General features: G+C 65.5%; 12 protein-coding genes. 9 read left to right on the top strand and 3 right to left on the bottom strand.

Features of this window, described 5'->3' with window-relative positions:
• Window positions 1-2: 2 nt before the first annotated feature.
• Window positions 3-791 carry an IclR family transcriptional regulator gene (locus tag ACFFWD_RS12370; RefSeq protein WP_376965346.1) on the bottom strand — a complete coding sequence of 263 codons (789 nt, stop codon included), beginning with the start codon at window positions 789-791 and terminating at the stop codon, window positions 3-5.
• Window positions 792-895: 104 nt separating this feature from the next.
• Between ACFFWD_RS12370 and ACFFWD_RS12365 the strand changes: the two genes are divergently transcribed.
• The 3 genes from ACFFWD_RS12365 to ACFFWD_RS12355 are packed head-to-tail and all read left to right on the top strand — an operon-like array spanning window position 896 to window position 5,989.
• Window positions 896-2,140, top strand: a complete 1,245-nt coding sequence (locus ACFFWD_RS12365; RefSeq protein WP_376965344.1) for an acyl-CoA dehydrogenase family protein — start codon at window positions 896-898, stop codon at window positions 2,138-2,140.
• Window positions 2,141-2,187: 47 nt separating this feature from the next.
• A complete protein-coding gene (locus ACFFWD_RS12360) occupies window positions 2,188-4,008 on the top strand; it encodes a flavin-containing monooxygenase (RefSeq protein ID WP_376965342.1) in 1,821 nt (606 codons plus the stop codon).
• Window positions 4,009-4,045: 37 nt separating this feature from the next.
• On the top strand, window positions 4,046-5,989 hold the full coding sequence (locus ACFFWD_RS12355; protein ID WP_376965340.1) for an alkyl/aryl-sulfatase: 1,944 nt from the start codon (window positions 4,046-4,048) through the stop codon (window positions 5,987-5,989).
• 118 nt (window positions 5,990-6,107) lie between these two features.
• Here ACFFWD_RS12355 and ACFFWD_RS12350 read toward each other — a convergent pair whose 3' ends face one another.
• Window positions 6,108-7,178 carry a glycosyltransferase family 4 protein gene (locus ACFFWD_RS12350; protein ID WP_376965339.1) on the bottom strand — a complete coding sequence of 357 codons (1,071 nt, stop codon included), beginning with the start codon at window positions 7,176-7,178 and terminating at the stop codon, window positions 6,108-6,110.
• Between the two features lie 313 nt (window positions 7,179-7,491).
• On the opposite strand from ACFFWD_RS12350, the gene ACFFWD_RS12345 reads away from it, so the two are divergent.
• The 4 genes from ACFFWD_RS12345 (at window position 7,492) to ACFFWD_RS12330 (ending at window position 13,425) form a co-directional block, all read left to right on the top strand.
• Window positions 7,492-9,255, top strand: coding sequence for an ABC transporter ATP-binding protein (locus tag ACFFWD_RS12345; RefSeq protein WP_376965337.1), 1,764 nt, complete (start codon window positions 7,492-7,494; stop codon window positions 9,253-9,255).
• 69 nt (window positions 9,256-9,324) lie between these two features.
• Window positions 9,325-11,520, top strand: a complete 2,196-nt coding sequence (locus ACFFWD_RS12340) for an amylo-alpha-1,6-glucosidase (protein WP_376965335.1) — start codon at window positions 9,325-9,327, stop codon at window positions 11,518-11,520.
• 54 nt (window positions 11,521-11,574) lie between these two features.
• The gene (locus tag ACFFWD_RS12335; RefSeq protein WP_376965333.1) at window positions 11,575-12,093 is read left to right on the top strand and encodes a PRC-barrel domain-containing protein; all 519 of its coding nucleotides are present in this window, start codon (window positions 11,575-11,577) and stop codon (window positions 12,091-12,093) included.
• 93 nt (window positions 12,094-12,186) lie between these two features.
• Window positions 12,187-13,425, top strand: coding sequence for an MFS transporter (locus ACFFWD_RS12330; RefSeq protein WP_376965331.1), 1,239 nt, complete (start codon window positions 12,187-12,189; stop codon window positions 13,423-13,425).
• Here the strand turns inward: ACFFWD_RS12330 and glgA are convergent.
• Window positions 13,394-14,830: a glycogen synthase GlgA gene (gene glgA / locus ACFFWD_RS12325; protein ID WP_376965431.1), complete on the bottom strand. Its 1,437-nt coding sequence runs from the start codon at window positions 14,828-14,830 to the stop codon at window positions 13,394-13,396. The two genes, ACFFWD_RS12330 and glgA, sit on opposite strands and share 32 nt — an antisense overlap.
• A 190-nt stretch (window positions 14,831-15,020) precedes the next feature.
• Here glgA and ACFFWD_RS12320 point away from each other — a divergent pair, with 190 nt between their 5' ends.
• Both ACFFWD_RS12320 and ACFFWD_RS12315 read left to right on the top strand, forming a co-directional pair.
• Complete coding sequence (locus ACFFWD_RS12320) at window positions 15,021-16,232, top strand: CaiB/BaiF CoA transferase family protein (RefSeq protein ID WP_376965329.1); 1,212 nt, start codon at window positions 15,021-15,023, stop codon at window positions 16,230-16,232.
• 120 nt (window positions 16,233-16,352) lie between these two features.
• Window positions 16,353-17,894: an ABC transporter substrate-binding protein gene (locus ACFFWD_RS12315; RefSeq protein ID WP_376965327.1), complete on the top strand. Its 1,542-nt coding sequence runs from the start codon at window positions 16,353-16,355 to the stop codon at window positions 17,892-17,894.
• Window positions 17,895-17,900: the final 6 nt, after the last annotated feature.

The following is a 17,900-nucleotide window of genomic DNA, read 5'->3' as shown; positions in this document are numbered from 1 at the left end:
TTTTAATCGTTGGCCACCAGCGAGCGGATGCTGCGGGCGAGCCCGAGGATGCGCGGACCGCATTCGCGCTCGATCTGCTCGGCGCTGAAGCGGAATGAAGGGATGCCGCAATTAACCGACAGGCATTCGCCGGTCGGCGTGCGGTAGAGCGGGGCGGCAACGCCAAAAATCTCGCGTCGCCATTCGCCCAGCGACACGGCGAAGCCGCGCTCCTTGCAGAGCTCGATATCGGGCAGCGTGCGCTTCTGCACGTAGTCGAATTCGTCCGGACGCTCGGCCTTCACGCGCGCCACGTAGGCGTCGAGCTCGTCCTTGGTGAACAGCGACAGCAGCGAGCGCCCGACCGCGGTCGGCGCCAGCGACGAGACAAAGCCGACATCGGGCACGTGCGGCACCGCGTCGGTGGTGCGCAGCGTCTCGACATAGATGAAGTCTAGCCCGAACGGCATCGCGATCGACACCGTGCCGCCGGCGTAAGCCGCGAAGTCGCGCATCAGGGGCCGCGCGAGCTGGCGGACCTTCAGGGCCGACAGCACCGGATAGGCGGCCGCGAGCACGCCGAGCCCGAGCACGAAGCGCCCCTTGGCGTCGCGCCTGACATAGCCGAGCTGCTCCAGCGTGTAGGTCAGCCGCGACACCGTCGGCCGCGACAGCCCGGTGTGCGCGGCGAGCTCGGCATTCGACAGCGAGCCTGGGTGGTTGCGGAAGGCGGCCAGCACGTCGAGCCCATGCGCCAGGGTGGTCGCAAAGGATGGATCGGCCTGGGTTTCGACAGGGGCGAGTACCGTCATACGAAATAATGGTCTCAGAACGGAATATTTGTCAATATATCGAAATAAATTTGCAAATTGTGTCGATATAGGTATATGTGCCAGCCAAAAGGACGGGAGGCGACATGGATTTCGAGCTGTCCGGCAGATCGGAGCAGTGGCGGAAACGGCTGTTCAGCTTCTTCGAGGCCGAGGTGCTCCCGCGCCACCGCGCCTGGCTCGAGCATGTCCGCGAGCGCGGCGATACGCCGCCCTTCATGGCCGAGCTGCAGCAGAAGGCCCGCGCGGCGGGCCTGTGGAATCTCGGCCTGCCCGAACTTGCCGACGACGAGCCCGGCACCCGGCTCTCCAATCTCGACTACGCGCCATTGGCGGAGATCATGGGCCGGCTGTTCTGGGCGCCGGAGGTCTTCAACTGCCAGGCGCCCGACGTGCCGAACATGATCGCGTTACAGCACTGCGCGACGCCGGAGCAGAAGGCGCGCTGGCTGCGCCCGCTGCTCAATGCCGAGACGCGCTCGGCCTTCGGCATGACCGAGCCCGATGTCGCCTCATCCGATGCCACCAACATCGCGACCAGGATGGTGCGCGACGGCGACCATTACGTCATCAACGGCCGAAAATGGTTCATCACGGGTGCGGCGCATCCGCGCTGCAGCTTCCTGATCGTGATGGGCGTGACCGACGCGGGCGCCGAGCGCACCGGCCGCCATTCCTGCATCATCGTGCCGATGGATGCACCGGGCGTGCGGCTGGTGCGGCGGCTGCGCTGGATGGGCTGCGAGGATCATGTCGCGCCGATCGGCGAGCTCACCTTCGAGAATGTCCGCGTGCCGGCCGAGAATCTTCTTGGCGCCGAGGGCGAAGGCTTCAAGGTCGCGCAGGTGCGGCTCGGGCCGGCGCGCATCCATCACTGCATGCGCTCGATCGGGCTCTGTGAGCTCCTGATCGAGCTGATGATGGCGCGCGCGTCCGAGCGCAGCGCGTTCGGGCGCAGCGTGATCCAGTACGACACTATCCAGCGCTGGATCGCCGAATCCCGCGTCGAGCTGGAGCAGGCGCGCCTGCTCGCCTATCGCTGCGCCTGGCGGCTCGACCAGGCCGGCCATCACGGCGCCTGGCGCGACGTCTCGCTGATCAAGGTCGCAGTGCCTGCGATGCTGCAGAAGATCGCCGATCGCGCGATGCAGGTGTTCGGCGCGATGGGCGGCTCCGACGATACGCCGATCCATCAGGCGCTGGCATGGGGACGGCTGTTGCGGATCGGCGACGGGCCCGACGAGGTGCATCTCCGGCAGATCTTCCGGATGGAGCCGATGCCGGAATGGTCGATCGCCAGCTCGCCCTATCTCTCTGCACACCCGTCCTGAGTGGCGCTAGAGTGAGCCACCGATTTCCCTGAACAAGGCGCCTTCTGATGACAATGACGGACCAACCCCAGGACGCAAAACCGGCTGCAATCGACAAGGCGCGGCTGCGGCAGAAATATCAGGAGGAGCGCGCCAAGCGGTTGCGTCCTGACGGCAACGACCAATACATCCAGGTCAAGGGCCAGCTCGCGCATTATCTCGACGATCCCTACACACCGGTCACGGAGCGCGCGCCGAAGACCGATCACGTCACCTTTGCCTTCGTCGGCGGCGGCTTCGCCGGGCTTGCCACGGCGGCCCGGATCGCGGAGGCGGGTATCGAGGATGTGCGGATCGTCGAGAAGGGTGGCGATTTCGGCGGCACCTGGTACTGGAACCGCTATCCCGGCGCGCAGTGCGACACCGCGTCGATGGTGTACATGCCGCTCTTGGAAGAGACCGGCCACATGCCGTCGGAGAAATACGCGCATGCGCCTGAAATCCTCGCGCATTGTCAGCGGATCGGCCGGCAATTCGGCCTCTACGACAACGCGCTGTTTCACACCGAGGTGACGAGCCTCGCCTGGGACGCGGCGCAATCGCGTTGGATCATCCGCACCACGCGGGGCGACGAATTCACGGCGCAGTTCGTCGGCATCGGCACCGGCCCGCTGCATGTGCCGAAGCTGCCCGGCATTCCTGGCATCGAGCGCTTCAAGGGCCACTCGTTCCACACCAGCCGCTGGGACTATGACTACACCGGCGGCAATCCCAAAGGCGGGCTGATGTCGAAGCTCGCCGACAAGCGCGTCGGCATCATCGGGACAGGAGCCACCTCGGTGCAGTGCGTGCCGCACCTCGCGCGCGCGGCGAAGGAGCTCTACGTGTTCCAGCGCACGCCGTCGTCGGTCGATGTGCGCGGCAATGGCCCGATCGATCCCGACTGGTTCTCCGGCATCGCGACGCCGGGCTGGCAACAGCGCTGGCTGGAAAATTTCACCGCCAACCAGGCCGGCGGATCGGCCGAGGAGGATCTGGTGCAGGACGGCTGGACCGACCTGTCGAAGCGGATCCGCGCCAGGGTCATGCTGCTGCCGCGCGAGCAACGGACCGTGGAAAACATGCGGGCCGCCTTCGAGGATTCCGACTTCGAGAAGATGGAGGAAATCCGCAACCGGATCGACACCATCGTCCGCGATCGCGAGACGGCTAGGAACCTCAAGGCCTGGTACGGCCAGCTCTGCAAGCGGCCGTGCTTCCACGATTCCTATCTGCAATCGTTCAACACCCCTGGCACGCATCTGGTCGATACCGACGGCAAGGGCGTCGACGAGATCACCGAGAACGGGATCGTCGTCGCGGGCAAGGAATACGCGCTCGATTGCATCATCTATGCGTCGGGATTCGAGGTCGGCACCGAATATCGCCGGCGCGCGGGCTTCGACCTGACCGGCCGCGACGGCGTCAAGCTGTCGGAGCATTGGGCACAGGGCATGCGCACCAAGCACGGCATCCACGTCCATGGCTTTCCTAACGTGTTCTTCGTGCAGCCGACGCAGGGCGCCAATCTCATCTCCAACGTGCCGCACAATCTGACCGAAGCGGCGCGGACCATCGCCCTGATGGTCAGCCATGCGCGGGACAACGGCTTCAAGGAAATCGAAGTCACAAGGGATGCCGAGGATCGCTGGGTCGAACTGCTCTTGACCGGCGTCGGCCGGATGATCGGCGGGCCCGACTGCACGCCCGGCTACTACAACAATGAAGGCCGCGAGCCCGGGCCGGCCGCCCGCCTCAATGTCGGCCATCCCGCCGGCGCGTTGGCCTATTTCAAATATATCGACGGCTGGCGGCGCAGCGGCCAGTTCGAAGGATTGCAGTTTCGCTGAGTGAATTGATCTCCGTTATGTGAGGGAGTGCTTGAGTATGACCCAGACCACCGCAGGTGAAACGTCACAGGAACGTCCGAAGGCCGCGTCCGCCTCTGTCATCGCCCAGCATGAGGCGACGCTGAAGGCGCTGCCGTTCTCGGACACGCGCGACTTCGACGACGCCGCGCGCGGCTTCCTCGGCACGATCGAGAACGCGCGGGTCACCTCGGCGCAGGGCAGAGTGGTCTGGAGCCTCGAGCCCTACGGCTTCCTGTCCGAGGAGAAGGCGCCGGCGAGCGTCGATCCCAGCCTGTGGCGGCAGTCGCGGCTCAACATGCATCACGGCCTGTTCGAGGTCGTGCCCGGCGTCTACCAGGTGCGCGGGCTCGACATCGCCAACATGACGCTGATCGAGGGCGACAAGGGTGTCATCGTCGTGGACACGCTGACTTCGATCGAGGGCGCGCGCGCCGCGATGGAGCTCTACTTCCAGCACCGCGGCAAGCGGCCGGTCGCGGCTGTGATCTTCACCCACACCCATACCGACCATTGGGGCGGTGCGCGCGGCGTGGTCGACGACGAGATGCTGGCGGCCGGCGTGCCGATCATCGCGCCGAACTTCTTCATGGAACACGCGGTCTCCGAGAACATCATCGCGGGGCCGGCGATGCTGCGCCGCGCGCAGTATCAGTTCGGGCCGTTCCTCGCCAAGGGCGTGCGCGGCCATGTCGATTGCGGCCTCGGCAAGACCATGGCGGCGGGCGCGGTGGCGCTGTTGCGGCCAACGGACCTGATCATCGCAACCGGCGACACGCGCGTGATCGACGGCGTCGAGTTCGAATTCCAGATGGCGCCGAACAGCGAGGCGCCGGCGGAGATGCACTTCTTCATCCCGCGCTACAAGGTGCTGAACCTTGCGGAAAACTGCACCCACAATTTCCACAATCTCTTGCCGTTCCGCGGCGCCGATGTGCGCGACGCGTTGGCCTGGTCGAAATATCTCGGCGAGGCCTTGCAGATGTGGGGCGGCAAGGCGGAGGCGATGTGCGGCCAGCATCACTGGCCGGTGTGGGGGCGGGAGCGGATCGACACCATGATCCGCCAGCAGCGCGATCTCTATAAATACGCCCACGACCAGACCATCCGCCTGATGAACCACGGCCTGACCGCGGCCGAGATCGCCGAAACCATCCGCCTGCCGAACAGCCTCGACGGCGCCTGGCACGGCCGCGGCTATTACGGCCACATCAGGCACAATGTGAAGGCGATCTACCAGAAATATCTCGGCTGGTACGACGCCAACCCGGTCAATCTCGATCCGCTGCCGCCGGTCGAGTCGGGCAAGAAATATGTCGAGTATATGGGCGGCGCGGACGCGATCCTGAAGCGCGCGGCCGCGGATTTTGCCAAGGGTGAATTCCGCTTCGTGGCGCAGGCGGTCAGCCATCTCGTGTTCGCCGAACCGGACAACCAAGCCGCGCGCGCGATGCTCGCCGATACGTTCGAGCAGCTCGGCTACGCCGCCGAAAGCTCGACCTGGCGCAACGCGTACCTATTTGGCGCCCAGGAACTGCGGCAGGGCATGCCGAAGACGCCGCCACGTTCGCCGATGCCGCGCGAGACGCTGGCCGCGCTGCGTACCGAGCAGCTCTTCGACGTGCTCGGAGTCCGCCTCAACGGCCCCAAGGCCGACGGCAAGCGCATCGTGCTGAACTGGACCTTCACCGACACCCGCGAGACCTTCGTCCTCAACCTCGAGAATTCGGCGCTCACCTATGTGAAGGGCGCGCAGGCCTCCGATGCACAGGCGGGCTTCACGCTGGCGCGCGGCACGCTCGATGAGGTGATCGCCAAGCAGACCACGTTCCCGGACGCGGTCGGCGCCGGCAAGATCAAGGTCGCGGGCGATCCGATGCGCCTCGCCGAGCTGATGGCGCTGATGGACGAATTCCCGCGGATGTTCGAGATCGTCGAGCCGAAGCGGACGGTGGTGACGTGAGCTGACGGCCCCGCGGCTGTCATTGCGAGCGCAGCGAAGCAATCCATGGTTCCGCTTGTGCGGAGAGATGGATTGCTTCGTCGCTTCGCTCCTTGCAATGACGGGGAGGGAGTGCCGATTACTCCGCGCTCGCCACCAGCTTGAAGCGCGGCTTGGCGTTTTCCATCAGGCCGCGATAGACGGCGAGATAGTCGAGCGCCATGCGACGCGCGGTGAAGCGGGTCTCGAACTGCGTGCGGATCGCGCCGCGGTCGAGATTGCCGAGACGGCCGACCGCCGACACCGCGCTGATCTCGTCTTCGACGACGAAGCCGGTCAGCCCGTCGTCGATCACCTCGGGCACCGATCCGCGGTTGTAGGCGATCACGGGCGTGCCGCAGGCCATCGCCTCGATCATGACAAGGCCGAACGGCTCCGGCCAGTCGATCGGGACCAGTAGCCCGATCGCCCCGCTCAGGAAATCCGGCTTCTCGCGGTCGCTGATCTCGCCGATGAAGTCGACCAGCGGGTTGTTCTCGATCATCGGGCCGATCAGCTCGTCGTAATAATCCTGGTCGGCGCGATCGACCTTCGCCGCGATCTTCAGGGGAATGCCGCAGCGGGTCGCGATGGTGATCGCGCGGTCGACACCTTTCTCCGGCGCGATGCGGCCGAGCACCGCGAGATAGGACGGCTTGACCGGTTGCGGCGTCAGCAGGTTCTCGGGCAGGCCGTGATGGATGGTCCGCACCCAATGCGCCTGCGGCACCGGACGCCGCTGCGCATTCGAGATCGAGATCACGGGGATCTTAGAGAAAGTGTTGAAGACCGGCTGGTGCTCGGGAAGGTCTAGCCGGCCGTGCAGGGTGGTGAGGAACGGCGTCGGCTGCCGGTAGAACAGCGACCACGGATAGTAGTCGAGGTGGAAGTGCAGGAAGTCGAATTCGTCGTCGTCGCATTTCTGTCGCACGCGTTCCAGCATCACCATATGCAGCGCATTGGCATCTCGGACGGAGCCGTCGAGACGCAAGGCCTTGGGCCAGGTCGCATCGAGCTTCGCTGAGGTCCGGGAATCGCCGCTGGCGAACAGCGTGACGTCATGTCCGAGGGCTACAAGTTCTTCGGTCAGCCAGTGCACGACCCGTTCGGTGCCGCCGTACAGTTTGGGGGGAACAGCCTCCGTCAGCGGGGCAACCTGCGCGATGCGCATCTCTCCGTCTCCTGTGTCTGATGTGGTGAACTACCCTCAGCCCTCTGATGGCACTGGCATGCCGAACACGGGAACGTTCTTGCACGTGCGAAGTTCCCTAGGGGTGTGCGATCCGGTCCTTTCTTGTTTCACACACACTGTGGTCTTGCTGATGCCATCTCACTCCAACAGGTTTTTGCCGACGCCAGCGGTGCAAAATTGTTGCGCAGTGATGGCTGCACCAAGGAATCAGTCCACCGCACTTCACGTCATCGTGCACGAGAGTCGCGTCTAGAGAATTCTCGTTCACCCTCAACAGGTTTTGCAGGACGTCATGGATCATCTGTCAGGATACGCGCATCGCCCCTTTCCGTTTGTGTTGCGCTATCTGCGCCGGCGGCGCGCGTCGCATGTCGTCATCCTGTCGGCGGTTGTTGCGGCAGTTGCCTGCTCGGTAGGCACGCAATACGGCGTGAAGAACCTCGTCGACAGCCTGTCGGCCGGCGCGTCGCACGCGGGTGGCGTATGGCTGGCATTCGCTTTCCTCATGTCGCTGATCGCCGCCGACAACCTGCTGTGGCGGGTCGCAAGCTGGACAGCGAGCTTCACCTTTGTCGGTGTCACCGGCGATCTCCGCCGCGACATGTTCCGCCATCTCACCGGCCATGCGCCGAGCTATTTCTCGGACCGGCTGCCGGGCATGCTGACCAGCCGCATCACCGCGACCTCGAACGCGGTGTTCACGGTCGAGAACATGTTCGTGTGGAACGTGCTGCCGCCGTGCATCGCGACCTTCTCCGCGATCGCGCTGATTGGAACCGTCAGCCTCTCGATGTCGGCCGTGCTGGTTGCGATCTCGGGAACCATGGTCATCGCCATGTTCCACATGGCGGCCGCCGGCAAGCCGCTGCATGACGATTTCGCCAACAAGGCCGCGGCGGTCGACGGCGAAATGGTCGACGTGATCAACAACCTGCCGCTGGTGCGTTCGTTCTGCGGCCTCGGCTACGAGCACGACCGCTTCGACGCGACCGTGAACCGGGAACTCGCCGCGCGCGGCCGTTCCCTGCGCTATCTCGAGAAGCTCCGGCTCACGCATGCGGGCGTGACAGTGGTGCTGACCATTGCGATGCTGGCCTGGGCGATCAATCTCTGGCAGCAAGGCGCGGCCACCACCGGCGACGTCGTTCTGGTCTGCACGCTCGGCATCTCGATCCTGAGCGCCACCCGTGATCTCGCGGTCGCGCTGGTCGACGTCACCCAGCATGTGGCACGGCTGACCGAGGCGCTGGCGACGCTGTTGCAGCCGCATGAGCTGAGGGACCATCCGGAGGCGGAACCCCTGGTCAAGAGCGGCGCCGCGATCGCCTTCAACAACGTCTCGTTCCGCTATCCCGGCGGCCTGCAGGTGTTCGAACGCTTCAGCCTGCGCATCCAGCCCGGCCAGCGCGTCGGCCTGGTCGGCCACTCCGGCGGCGGCAAGTCCACCCTGTTCACGCTGCTGCAGCGCTTCTACGACGTGGACCACGGCAGCATTGCGATCGACGGCCAGGATATCGGCCGCGTCACCCAGCAAAGCCTGCGCGAGGCGATCTCGGTGGTTCCACAGGATATCTCGCTGTTCCACCGCTCGATCATGGAAAACATCCGCTACGGCCGGCCGAACGCCACCGACGACGAGGTGCTGCGGGCGGCGATCGCGGCGCGCTGCGATTTCATCGAGGCGCTGCCGGAGGGCATGGACACCATCGTCGGCGACCGCGGCATCAAGGTGTCGGGCGGCCAGCGGCAGCGGATCGCGATCGCGCGCGCCTTCCTGAAGGACGCGCCGATCCTGCTGCTCGACGAGGCCACCGCCGCGCTCGACGCGGAGTCCGAGGAGGCGATCCGCGAGGCGTTGTCGCGCCTGATGCGCGGGCGTACGGTCATCGCGATTGCGCATCGTCTCGCGACCCTGCGGAATTTCGACCGCGTCGTGATGCTGCAGGGCGGCCGTATCATCGAGGACGGTCCGCCCGACATCCTCGTGCAGGGAAAGGGCCCCTACCGCGAACTGGTCGCGCGCGAAATGGGTCGCCTGGCCACCAGCGCGGCCTGATCCGATATCGGCCAGTGTTGTTGCGTCCCGGTGCGTGCGTTGCCGCAACAGAGTTCGTCCGAGGTGAAGATGGCAGCCGACGTCGTCACGCAAATCGTCAGTGCCCGCATCGTCGAAGTCGAATCCCCGTTCTACATTCCGATGACGGGGCCCGCGGCGCGGCCGCGGCGCTCGCTGAAGCATGACGACACCTTCATCGTGCTCGACAGCCATGGCGATATCGGCGCCTCCGCCGGCGGGCCGGACGGGCTGTTCAACGCCGATACGCGCTATCTCGCACGTCTGGAGATGGTGCTGGACGAGGTCCAGCCGCTATTGCTCGGCTCCAACCTGCGCGACGACAATTCGGCGCTGACGGTCGATCTCACCAATTCCGACGTCTATCGCAACGACCGCCTGGTGCTGCAAAAGGACACGCTGCACATCGTGCGCTCGATCTTCCTGTGGCGCGGCACCGCCTATCAGCGCATCGGCTTGCAGAACCACGGCGACCGCCCGGCGAGCTTCGATCTCACATTGCTGTTCGACAACGACTTTGCCGATCTGTTCGAGGTGCGCGGCGAGCGCCGCGCGCGGCGCGGCACCGGCTCCAGCAAGCTGTTGGGGCCGAACGATGTCGTGCTCGAGTATGGCGGCCTCGACGGCCAGTCGCGGATCACGGCGCTGCATTTCGACCCGCGTCCGACCCGGCTGTCGGTGAACGCGGCGACCTATCATTTCGACCTCGCGCCGGGGCGGGCCACCTCGCTCTTCATTGCCGTCTCCTGCAACAAGCCGATCATGCAGAAGCCGGTGCCGTTCTTCCGCGGTCTGCTGGCGCATCGTCGCGAGATGCGGGGATCGTCGGCGGGTGCCACCAGCATCGAGACCTCGAACAACATCTTCAACGAGGTGCTGTGCCAGGCGATGGCCGATCTCAACATGCTGATGACCGAGACGCCGCAGGGCCGCTATCCCTATGCCGGTATCCCCTGGTACTCAACGACGTTCGGCCGCGACGGCCTGATCACCGCGATGCAGATGTTGTGGGTCGATCCCAGGATCGCCAGGGGCGTGCTGAGGCGGCTGGCCCATTTCCAGGCGAGGAGCGTCGATCCGCTGGCGGATGCCGCGCCCGGCAAGATCCTGCACGAGATGCGCGGCGGCGAGATGGCGGCGCTGCGCGAGGTGCCGTTCGCGCTGTACTACGGCAGCGTCGATTCGACGCCGCTGTTCGTGCTGCTCGCCGGGCTCTATCTCGAGCGCACCGGCGATGTGGAGACGCTGCGCGAGCTGTGGCCTGCGATCGAGGCCGGATTGCAATGGATCGACGGCCCAGGCGATCCGGATGGCGACGGTTTTGTCGAATATCAGCGGGCGACGGAGCAGGGCCTTCGCAATCAAGGCTGGAAGGATTCGTTCGACGCCATTTTCCATGCCGGCGGCAGGCTGGCCGAAGGCCATATCGCGCTGTGCGAAGTGCAGGGCTACGTCTTTGCCGGCAAGCAGCTTGCCGCCCGCGCGGCGCGCCGGCTCGGATATCTCGACAAGGCCACGACGCTGGAGGCCGAGGCGGAACGCCTGCGCGAACGCTTCGAGGCGGCGTTCTGGTGCGAGGAGCTCGGCACCTATGCGCTGGCGCTCGACGGCGCCAAAGAGCCGTGCCGGGTCCGCACCTCCAATGCCGGCCAACTTCTCTTTACCGGGATCGTGCGCGAAGACCGGGCGCGGCGGGTCGCTGCCGATCTGATGAGCCAGAAGTTCTTCTCGGGCTGGGGCATCCGCACCGTTGCGGTCGGCGAAGCGCGCTACAATCCGATGTCCTATCATGACGGCTCGATCTGGCCGCACGACAACGCCCTGATCGCGCTCGGCTTGGCGCGCTACGGCCTGAAGCATTCGCTGGCGCATCTGTTCAAGGCGCTGTTCGACGCCGCAAGCTACATGGACCTGCGGCGGCTGCCCGAGCTGTTCTGCGGCTTCCGCCGCGAGCGCCGCCGCGGGCCGGTGCTCTATCCGGTCGCCTGCGCGCCGCAGGCCTGGGCGAGCGCCACGGCATTCACGCTGCTGGAGGCGGCGCTCGGCCTCGAGTTCGACGCCATCAGAGGCGAGATCCGCCTGCGCGATCCCCGCCTGCCGGAATTCCTCAATGAGATGGTGCTGCGCGACCTCAGGCTCGGTGCCTCCAGCGTCGATCTCCGGCTGCGCCGCCACAACAGCGAAGTGTCGCTGGAGGTGCTGCGCACGCGCGGGCAGATCCAGGTGTCGATTGTGCTGACGCATTGAACGACTGCGCAGCGTCGCCGGGCGACGCGGAAAAACTTAATCTTGGGAGGGGTTATGCGTTCGAGAATCGTGATCGCTTTCGTCGCGGTGGTGCTTGCCACATTTGCCGGCGTCCGCGCGGCGGACGACACGCCGCCAGCACCGGACAAGGCCGCGCCGAGCGAGTCCGCTAAGGAACCGACAAAGGAGCCGGCAAAGGAACCGGCCAAGGAGCCGGCACCGCCGCCCTCGGTCACGGTGATCGGTGCGCGCGACGCGCACGGGATCCTGGGGCGCGAGGTTCGCAGTGCGAAGAACGAGGACATGGGCCGCATCGTCGACGTGATCGTCGACCGCGAGGGCACGGTCCGCGCTGCCGTGATCGACTTCGGCGGTTTCCTTGGCGTCGGCAGCCGCAAGATCGTCGTCGACTGGAACGCGCTGCATTTCGCCGGCGTTTCCAACAAGAGCGACAGCATCACGCTGGAGCTGACCAAGGAACAGGTGATGGCGGCGCCGGAATACAAGGAAGATACGCCGCTGATTGTGCTGGGCGCGGCCGGCAGTCTGCGCCCCTGGCAATTCGATCATTGATGTCGGAGAAGAACGCTGGCCGCACGTCCCTTCTATCAGGCGGACACGATAGACGGCGGTCGCCGGGGGCGGTCGGCAGAGGACGATAGAGTTGTGCCGCGGCCAGGCGCGCCATCGCCCGATCCGCCGAAGACGCCATCGCGCGAAAGCCAGCGCGGGCTCGACTGGTTCATTTTCTTCCTTGCCGACGTGCAGACCGGCTTCGGCCCGTTCGTCGCGGTCTACCTGACGACGCAGAAATGGACCCAGGTCGAGATCGGCTTTGTGCTCTCGATTGGCGGCATCATCGGGTTGCTCGGCCAGATGCCCGGCGGCGCGATTGTCGATGCCGCGCGCTCGGAGCGGATCGTTGCGGGCCTTGCGGTCGCAACCATCGGCGCGAGCGCCTTGGCCTACGCGCTGTGGCCGATCTTTCCCGTGGTGACGCTGGCCGCGACGCTGCATGCGCTCGCAAGCTGCGTGCTGGGGCCGGCAATCGCGGCGATCAGCCTCGGGCTCGTCGGACCGCTTGCGATCGGCGAGCGGCTCGGCCGCAACGCGCGGTTCGCCTCGCTCGGCAACGGATCGGCGGCGGCGCTGATGGGCGCCTGCGGCTACTTGTTGTCCAGCCGTTCGGTGTTTCTCGTAACCTTCCTTCTCGCGATTCCGACACTGCTGTCGCTCTCGCGCATCCGTGAGCGCGAGATCGACATTGCGCAGGCGCATGGCGCGGTGAAGCGCGAGCAGCCGGACCGGAGAGCGACCAGCGTATGGACGCTGGTGAAACAGCGGCCGCTCCTGATCTTTGCCGGCAGCGTGATGCTGTTCCAGCTCGCCAATGCGGCGATGCTGCCGCTGATGGCCGGCGTGGTGACGACGCGCTCGAGCCAATGGGCGCCGGTGCTGATCGCGGCCTGTATCATCGTGCCGCAGGCGATCGTGGCGCTGGCCTCGCCCTCGGTCGGCCGCAAGGCGCAGCAGATCGGCCGGCGTCCGCTGCTGCTGCTGGCGTTCGGTGCATTGGCGATCCGCGGCGTGTTGTTTGCGGTTGTCAGGGATCCCTATCTCTTGGTCGTCGTCCAGGTGTTCGACGGCATTACGGCTGCGGTGTTCAGCGTCATGGTGCCGCTGATCGTGGCCGACGTCGCCTTCGGCAGCGGCCATTTCAACCTGGCGCAGGGCATCGTCGGCACCGCGACCGGCATCGGTGCCTCGCTGAGCACCGTGCTCGCGGGCTATGTCAGCGACAAGCTCGGCAGCGGTACGGCGTTCCTGGGATTGGCGGGCATCGCCGCGCTGGGGCTTGTCGTGATCCTCCTGATCATGCCGGAGACGCGGCGGATGGCGGCGTGATCAGCCGCTGGTAGAGCGCGCTGTAACAGGCGGCCGACAAATCCCAGCTGTAGGATTTCGCCATCGCACTGCTTCGCATGGCATTGAGCCGATCCTTGGCGCGGAAGGCGTCGAAAGCGCGCCTGACGCCGCCAAGGAAGGATTCCGCCGAGGGCCGCGGGAACAGGAACCCGGTCTCGCCGTCGGTGATGGTTTCCGCCAACCCCCCGGTCTGGTGACCGATCGGCAGCGAGCCGAAGCGCTGTGCGTACATCTGGCTGAGCCCGCAGGGCTCGAAGCGCGACGGCATCAGGGTGAAGTCGCTGCCGGCGAAGATCCTGCGCGCCTGCGCGTCGTTGAAGCCGATCACGACGCCGATCGCGTCCGGCCGCCGCCGATGCGCGGCCACCAGCGCGTCCTCGAGCGCGGGCTCGCCGCTGCCCGTGACGACGATCTGGCCGCCGGCCTCGATGATCTCGTCGGCGGCCGACAGCACGAGGTCGACACCCTTCTGGTGCACGAGCCGGGCAACGAGCCCGAAGATCGGTCCGCGCGACAGCGCGAGCCCGAACTGCCGGCGGACATAGTCCGCATTGGCCTGCTTGCCTTTCCAGTCGCCGGCGCCGAACGGTTGGGCGAGCTGCGCGCAGTGGCGCGGGTCCCAGCTCTCGTCGATGCCGTTCAGGATACCGGTCAACTGGTCGGCGTCGGAGCGGATGCGGAGCAAGCCTTCGAGCCCGCAGCCGAGCTCCTCCGTGGTGATCTCGCGCGCGTAGGTCGCGCTGACGGTGGTCAAATGCGAGGCGTAGACGAGGCCGCCCTTGAGGAAGGAGAGCTGGTCGTAGAATTCCAGCCCGTCGATATGGAACGAGCTTTCCGGCGCGCCGATCCGCCGCAGCGAGGCGCGCGGAAACAGCCCCTGATAGGCGAGATTGTGGATGGTCAGGATCGACGGAATCCGCGCGCCGCGCCAGGCGAGGTAGGCGGGGGTGAGCGCCGCCTGCCAGTCATTGGCGTGGACGAGGTCGGCTGCCCAATTCTTGTCCAAGGTGCCGGCTGCAAGTTCGGCAGCGGCGGAGGCGAAGCGGCCGAAGCGGACGTCATTGTCCGGCCAGTCATGGCCGGATTCATCGCCGTAAGGATTGCCCGGCCGGTCGTAGAGTTCTGGGCACAGCAGCACATAGACCGGCATGCCGTCTTTGGTCGACGCACGCCCGAGCGTGCACGCCGGCATCTCGGCGAGCGGGGCACATTGTCCAACGATTTCAATATGGGTGAACTGTTCGACGATGTCCCGATAGCCGGGAAGCATGATTCTGACGTCACCGAAGGGGCGCAATGCGCGGGGAAGGGCGGCGGAAACAGCGGCGAGCCCGCCCACCCGGACGAAATCGTCCATCTCCGTGGTGACGAATAAGACCTTCAACAAGCGCCCTCGCTCCAGCCCATAGGACAGGCCATGCAAGATCGGGTCCAATTTGCCTTTGACGAAAATGCAAGTGACGAAAATGCAAGACAGCCCGCGGGGCCCCGTCCCGACGAGACGCTTTCCTGTCAGAGCGGCTCACCTTAGGGTCGCGCAGCACCATAAGACGAACCACGCGGTGGAGGAAGCCTTGGGAACGACGATAGCCGGCAACGATGAGGGGAATTTGACACGGAGCTTTGACGGGCTTCGCGTGCTCGATTTTTCGACCACGATCGCCGGACCTCACTGCACGCGGATGCTCGCCGACCTGGGCGCGGAGGTGATCAAGATCGAGACCGCCGAAGGCGAGACGATGCGGACCCGGCCGCCGGTCAGGAATAAATGCTCGACGGCCTTTGGCCAGCTCAACGTCGGCAAGAAGAGCATGGTGCTCGATCTCAAGTCGCCTGAAGGCGTCGAGGCGGTGCGCCGGCTGATCGCGACCGCCGACGTGCTGGTCGAGAATTTTCGCCCCGGCGTGATGCGGCGGCTGAAGCTGGACTATGCGGCGGTCCGCCACATCAATCCGAAGCTGATCTATTGCTCGATCTCGGGCTATGGACAGAGCGGGCCGTCGGCGGAACTGCCGGCCTATGCGCCGGTGATCCATGCCGCATCCGGCTATGAGATGGCGCATCTCGCCTACCAGCCGGGCCGCTCGCGGCCGGACTATTGCGGCATCTATCACGCCGACGTGCTGACCGGCGCCTACGCCTTTGGCGCTGTTACGGCGGCGCTGTACCAGCGCAGCACAGGCGGCAAGGGCCAGCACATCGACGTCTCCATGCTGGAATCGATGCTGAGTCTCACGCTCAACGAGGTGCAGTGGTCGCAATTCGAGGTGAAGCCGACGCAGCGCCCGATGTTCGGCCCGATCGAGACCTCCGACGGCTATGTGATGGTGGCGATCGCGAGCGAAAAGACGTTCCAGAGCCTGATGCAGGTGATCGGGCATCCCGAATGGGTCTCCGATCCGCGCTTTGCCATATATTCCGATCGACGGGAAAATTGGGCGAGCCTGATGGACGGTGTCGAGGCGTGGTCGCGCACGGTGGACACGCAGGCCTGCCTCGCCGCGCTGAACGAGTATGGCGTGCCGTCGTCGGCCTATCGCACGGTACGCGAGGCGCTCGCCGACCCGCAGATTGCGCATCGCGGTGCGCTCGCCGAGGTCGCGGACGGCGGCGGCACGTTCAAGGTGCTCAACCTGCCGTTCCGGATGTCCGGCGCCACGGTGTCTGCGGCGAAACGGATGTCGACGCTCGGCGAACACACGCGGTCCTATCTCAAGGAGATTGGACTTTCGGAGGATGAGATCGCAGGCTTCGCGGCCGAACGGGTGAAAACGGCGCGTAGTTAAGCCCTGCGGCTTTTCATCCGCGTTATGGCCTTGCCGTGCGCGGTGATTCCGGACAATCTTCCCTCGCCATGACACGACGATCCGGAACACCGGACGTCGCGCACTCGGGAGGGAGCAGGGATGAAGCCGGTCAACCGCGCGCACGCGCTTGCGCGTTTATTTCTTGTGGCGGGATTTGGCGCTGCCATGTTCGCGACGCCCGCCAGCGCACAGAAGCAGGGCGGCAGCATCACGGTCGGCCTTGAGCTTGATATCCCCGGCTTCGATCCGCTGAAGGTCGGCGTGTTCGACACCTCGGCGGAAACCGCGGCGGCAGCGATCTTCGACACGCTTGTCGGGTTCGACGACAAGGGCCAGCCGATCCCGAAGCTCGCGTTGTCCTGGACGCGTTCCGAGGACTTGAAGACCTGGGAGTTCAAGCTGCGGCCCGGGGTCAAGTTCCACGACGGCACGCCGTTCAACGCGCAGGCGGTCAAGGAGAATTTTGACCGGCAGAAGGATCCCGCCAACAAGTGCCGTTGCGCCTTCTACATCTCCAACATCGCCAGCGTGGATGCGCGCGACGAACTTACGGTCGTCTATCATCTGAACGACCCTGCGGTGAACCTGCCGGCGCTGTTCACGATCCAGAGCTCCAACAACGTGATCCAGTCGCCGACGGCCTGGAAGACCAGGGGCGACGACTACAACCGCAACCCGGTCGGCACCGGCCCCTACATCCTGAAGTCATGGACCGCCGGCGACCGCATGGTACTCGAGAAGAACCCGGACTATTGGAACAAGGGGCATCCCTATCTCGACCGGATCATCCTGAAGCCGCTGCCGGATGCGCAGTCGCGCTTCGCCAGCCTGCAATCGGGCGAGGCCGACATCGTCTGGGACGACGAATACGACCCCGACAACATCATGAAGGCGCAGAAGGACCCGAACCTGACCGTGCACACCTATGCGGGCTCGGGTGCGCAGGTCTACGCCTTCAACACCAAGGCGCCGCCGTTCGATGACGTTCGCGTGCGCCAGGCGCTGGTGATGGCGCTCGACCGCAAGAAGATCTCGCAGGCGATCACCAACGGTCTGGCGCGGTCCACGACCAACCCTTACGGCGACGGCTCCTGGGTCAAATGCAAGGACGACGGCGCCCTGCCGGAAGACGCAGCCAAGGCCAAGGCGCTGATCGCGGACTACGGCAAGCCGGTCGATTTCAAGATGATCGTGTCGGCGACGCCGCGCGGGCGCACCGTCGGCCAGGTGCTGCAGCAGGTCTGGAAGCGGGTCGGCGCCAATATGGAGATCGAGCAGGTCGATCAGGCCACCATCGTGCCGCGCGCCTTCATGCGCCAGTTCCAGCTGACGCCGTGGCGCATTGTCGATCTCGCCGATCCCGATCCGCAGATGTACGCCAACTTCCACACCGGAAGCCCGGTGGCGCTGGCCAATTTCTCCGATCCGGAGCTTGACCGCCTGCTGGAGCATGCGCGCGTCACGCCCGACACCGAGAAGCGCTCCGAGGACTATTGCGCGATCAGCCGCCTCATCAACAAGGAGGCGATCTGGTTCTGGACCTTCCAGAACACCTATTATGCGATCTCGAGCGCGAAGCTCAAAAACCTACCGAAGATCTATCATGGAGTGATCGACGTTTCCGACGTCTGGAAGGAATAGCCGCGC

The organism is Bradyrhizobium erythrophlei (assembly GCF_042430365.1).
In the GTDB taxonomy this organism is placed as follows: Bacteria; Pseudomonadota; Alphaproteobacteria; order Rhizobiales; family Xanthobacteraceae; genus Bradyrhizobium; species Bradyrhizobium erythrophlei.
Note: the sequence above shows the minus strand (reverse complement) of the source record. Positions and strands in the feature narration are given on the sequence as shown.

Excerpts from the sequence above, each read along its gene's own strand:
- ACFFWD_RS12370 (WP_376965346.1), bottom strand. The coding sequence starts at position 791 with ATGACGGTACTCGCCCCTGTCGAAACCCAGGCCGATCCATCCTTTGCG.
- ACFFWD_RS12365 (WP_376965344.1), top strand. The coding sequence starts at position 896 with ATGGATTTCGAGCTGTCCGGCAGATCGGAGCAGTGGCGGAAACGGCTG.
- ACFFWD_RS12360 (WP_376965342.1), top strand. The coding sequence starts at position 2,188 with ATGACAATGACGGACCAACCCCAGGACGCAAAACCGGCTGCAATCGAC.
- ACFFWD_RS12355 (WP_376965340.1), top strand. The coding sequence starts at position 4,046 with ATGACCCAGACCACCGCAGGTGAAACGTCACAGGAACGTCCGAAGGCC.
- ACFFWD_RS12350 (WP_376965339.1), bottom strand. The coding sequence starts at position 7,178 with ATGCGCATCGCGCAGGTTGCCCCGCTGACGGAGGCTGTTCCCCCCAAA.
- ACFFWD_RS12345 (WP_376965337.1), top strand. The coding sequence starts at position 7,492 with ATGGATCATCTGTCAGGATACGCGCATCGCCCCTTTCCGTTTGTGTTG.
- ACFFWD_RS12340 (WP_376965335.1), top strand. The coding sequence starts at position 9,325 with ATGGCAGCCGACGTCGTCACGCAAATCGTCAGTGCCCGCATCGTCGAA.
- ACFFWD_RS12335 (WP_376965333.1), top strand. The coding sequence starts at position 11,575 with ATGCGTTCGAGAATCGTGATCGCTTTCGTCGCGGTGGTGCTTGCCACA.
- ACFFWD_RS12315 (WP_376965327.1), top strand. The coding sequence starts at position 16,353 with ATGAAGCCGGTCAACCGCGCGCACGCGCTTGCGCGTTTATTTCTTGTG.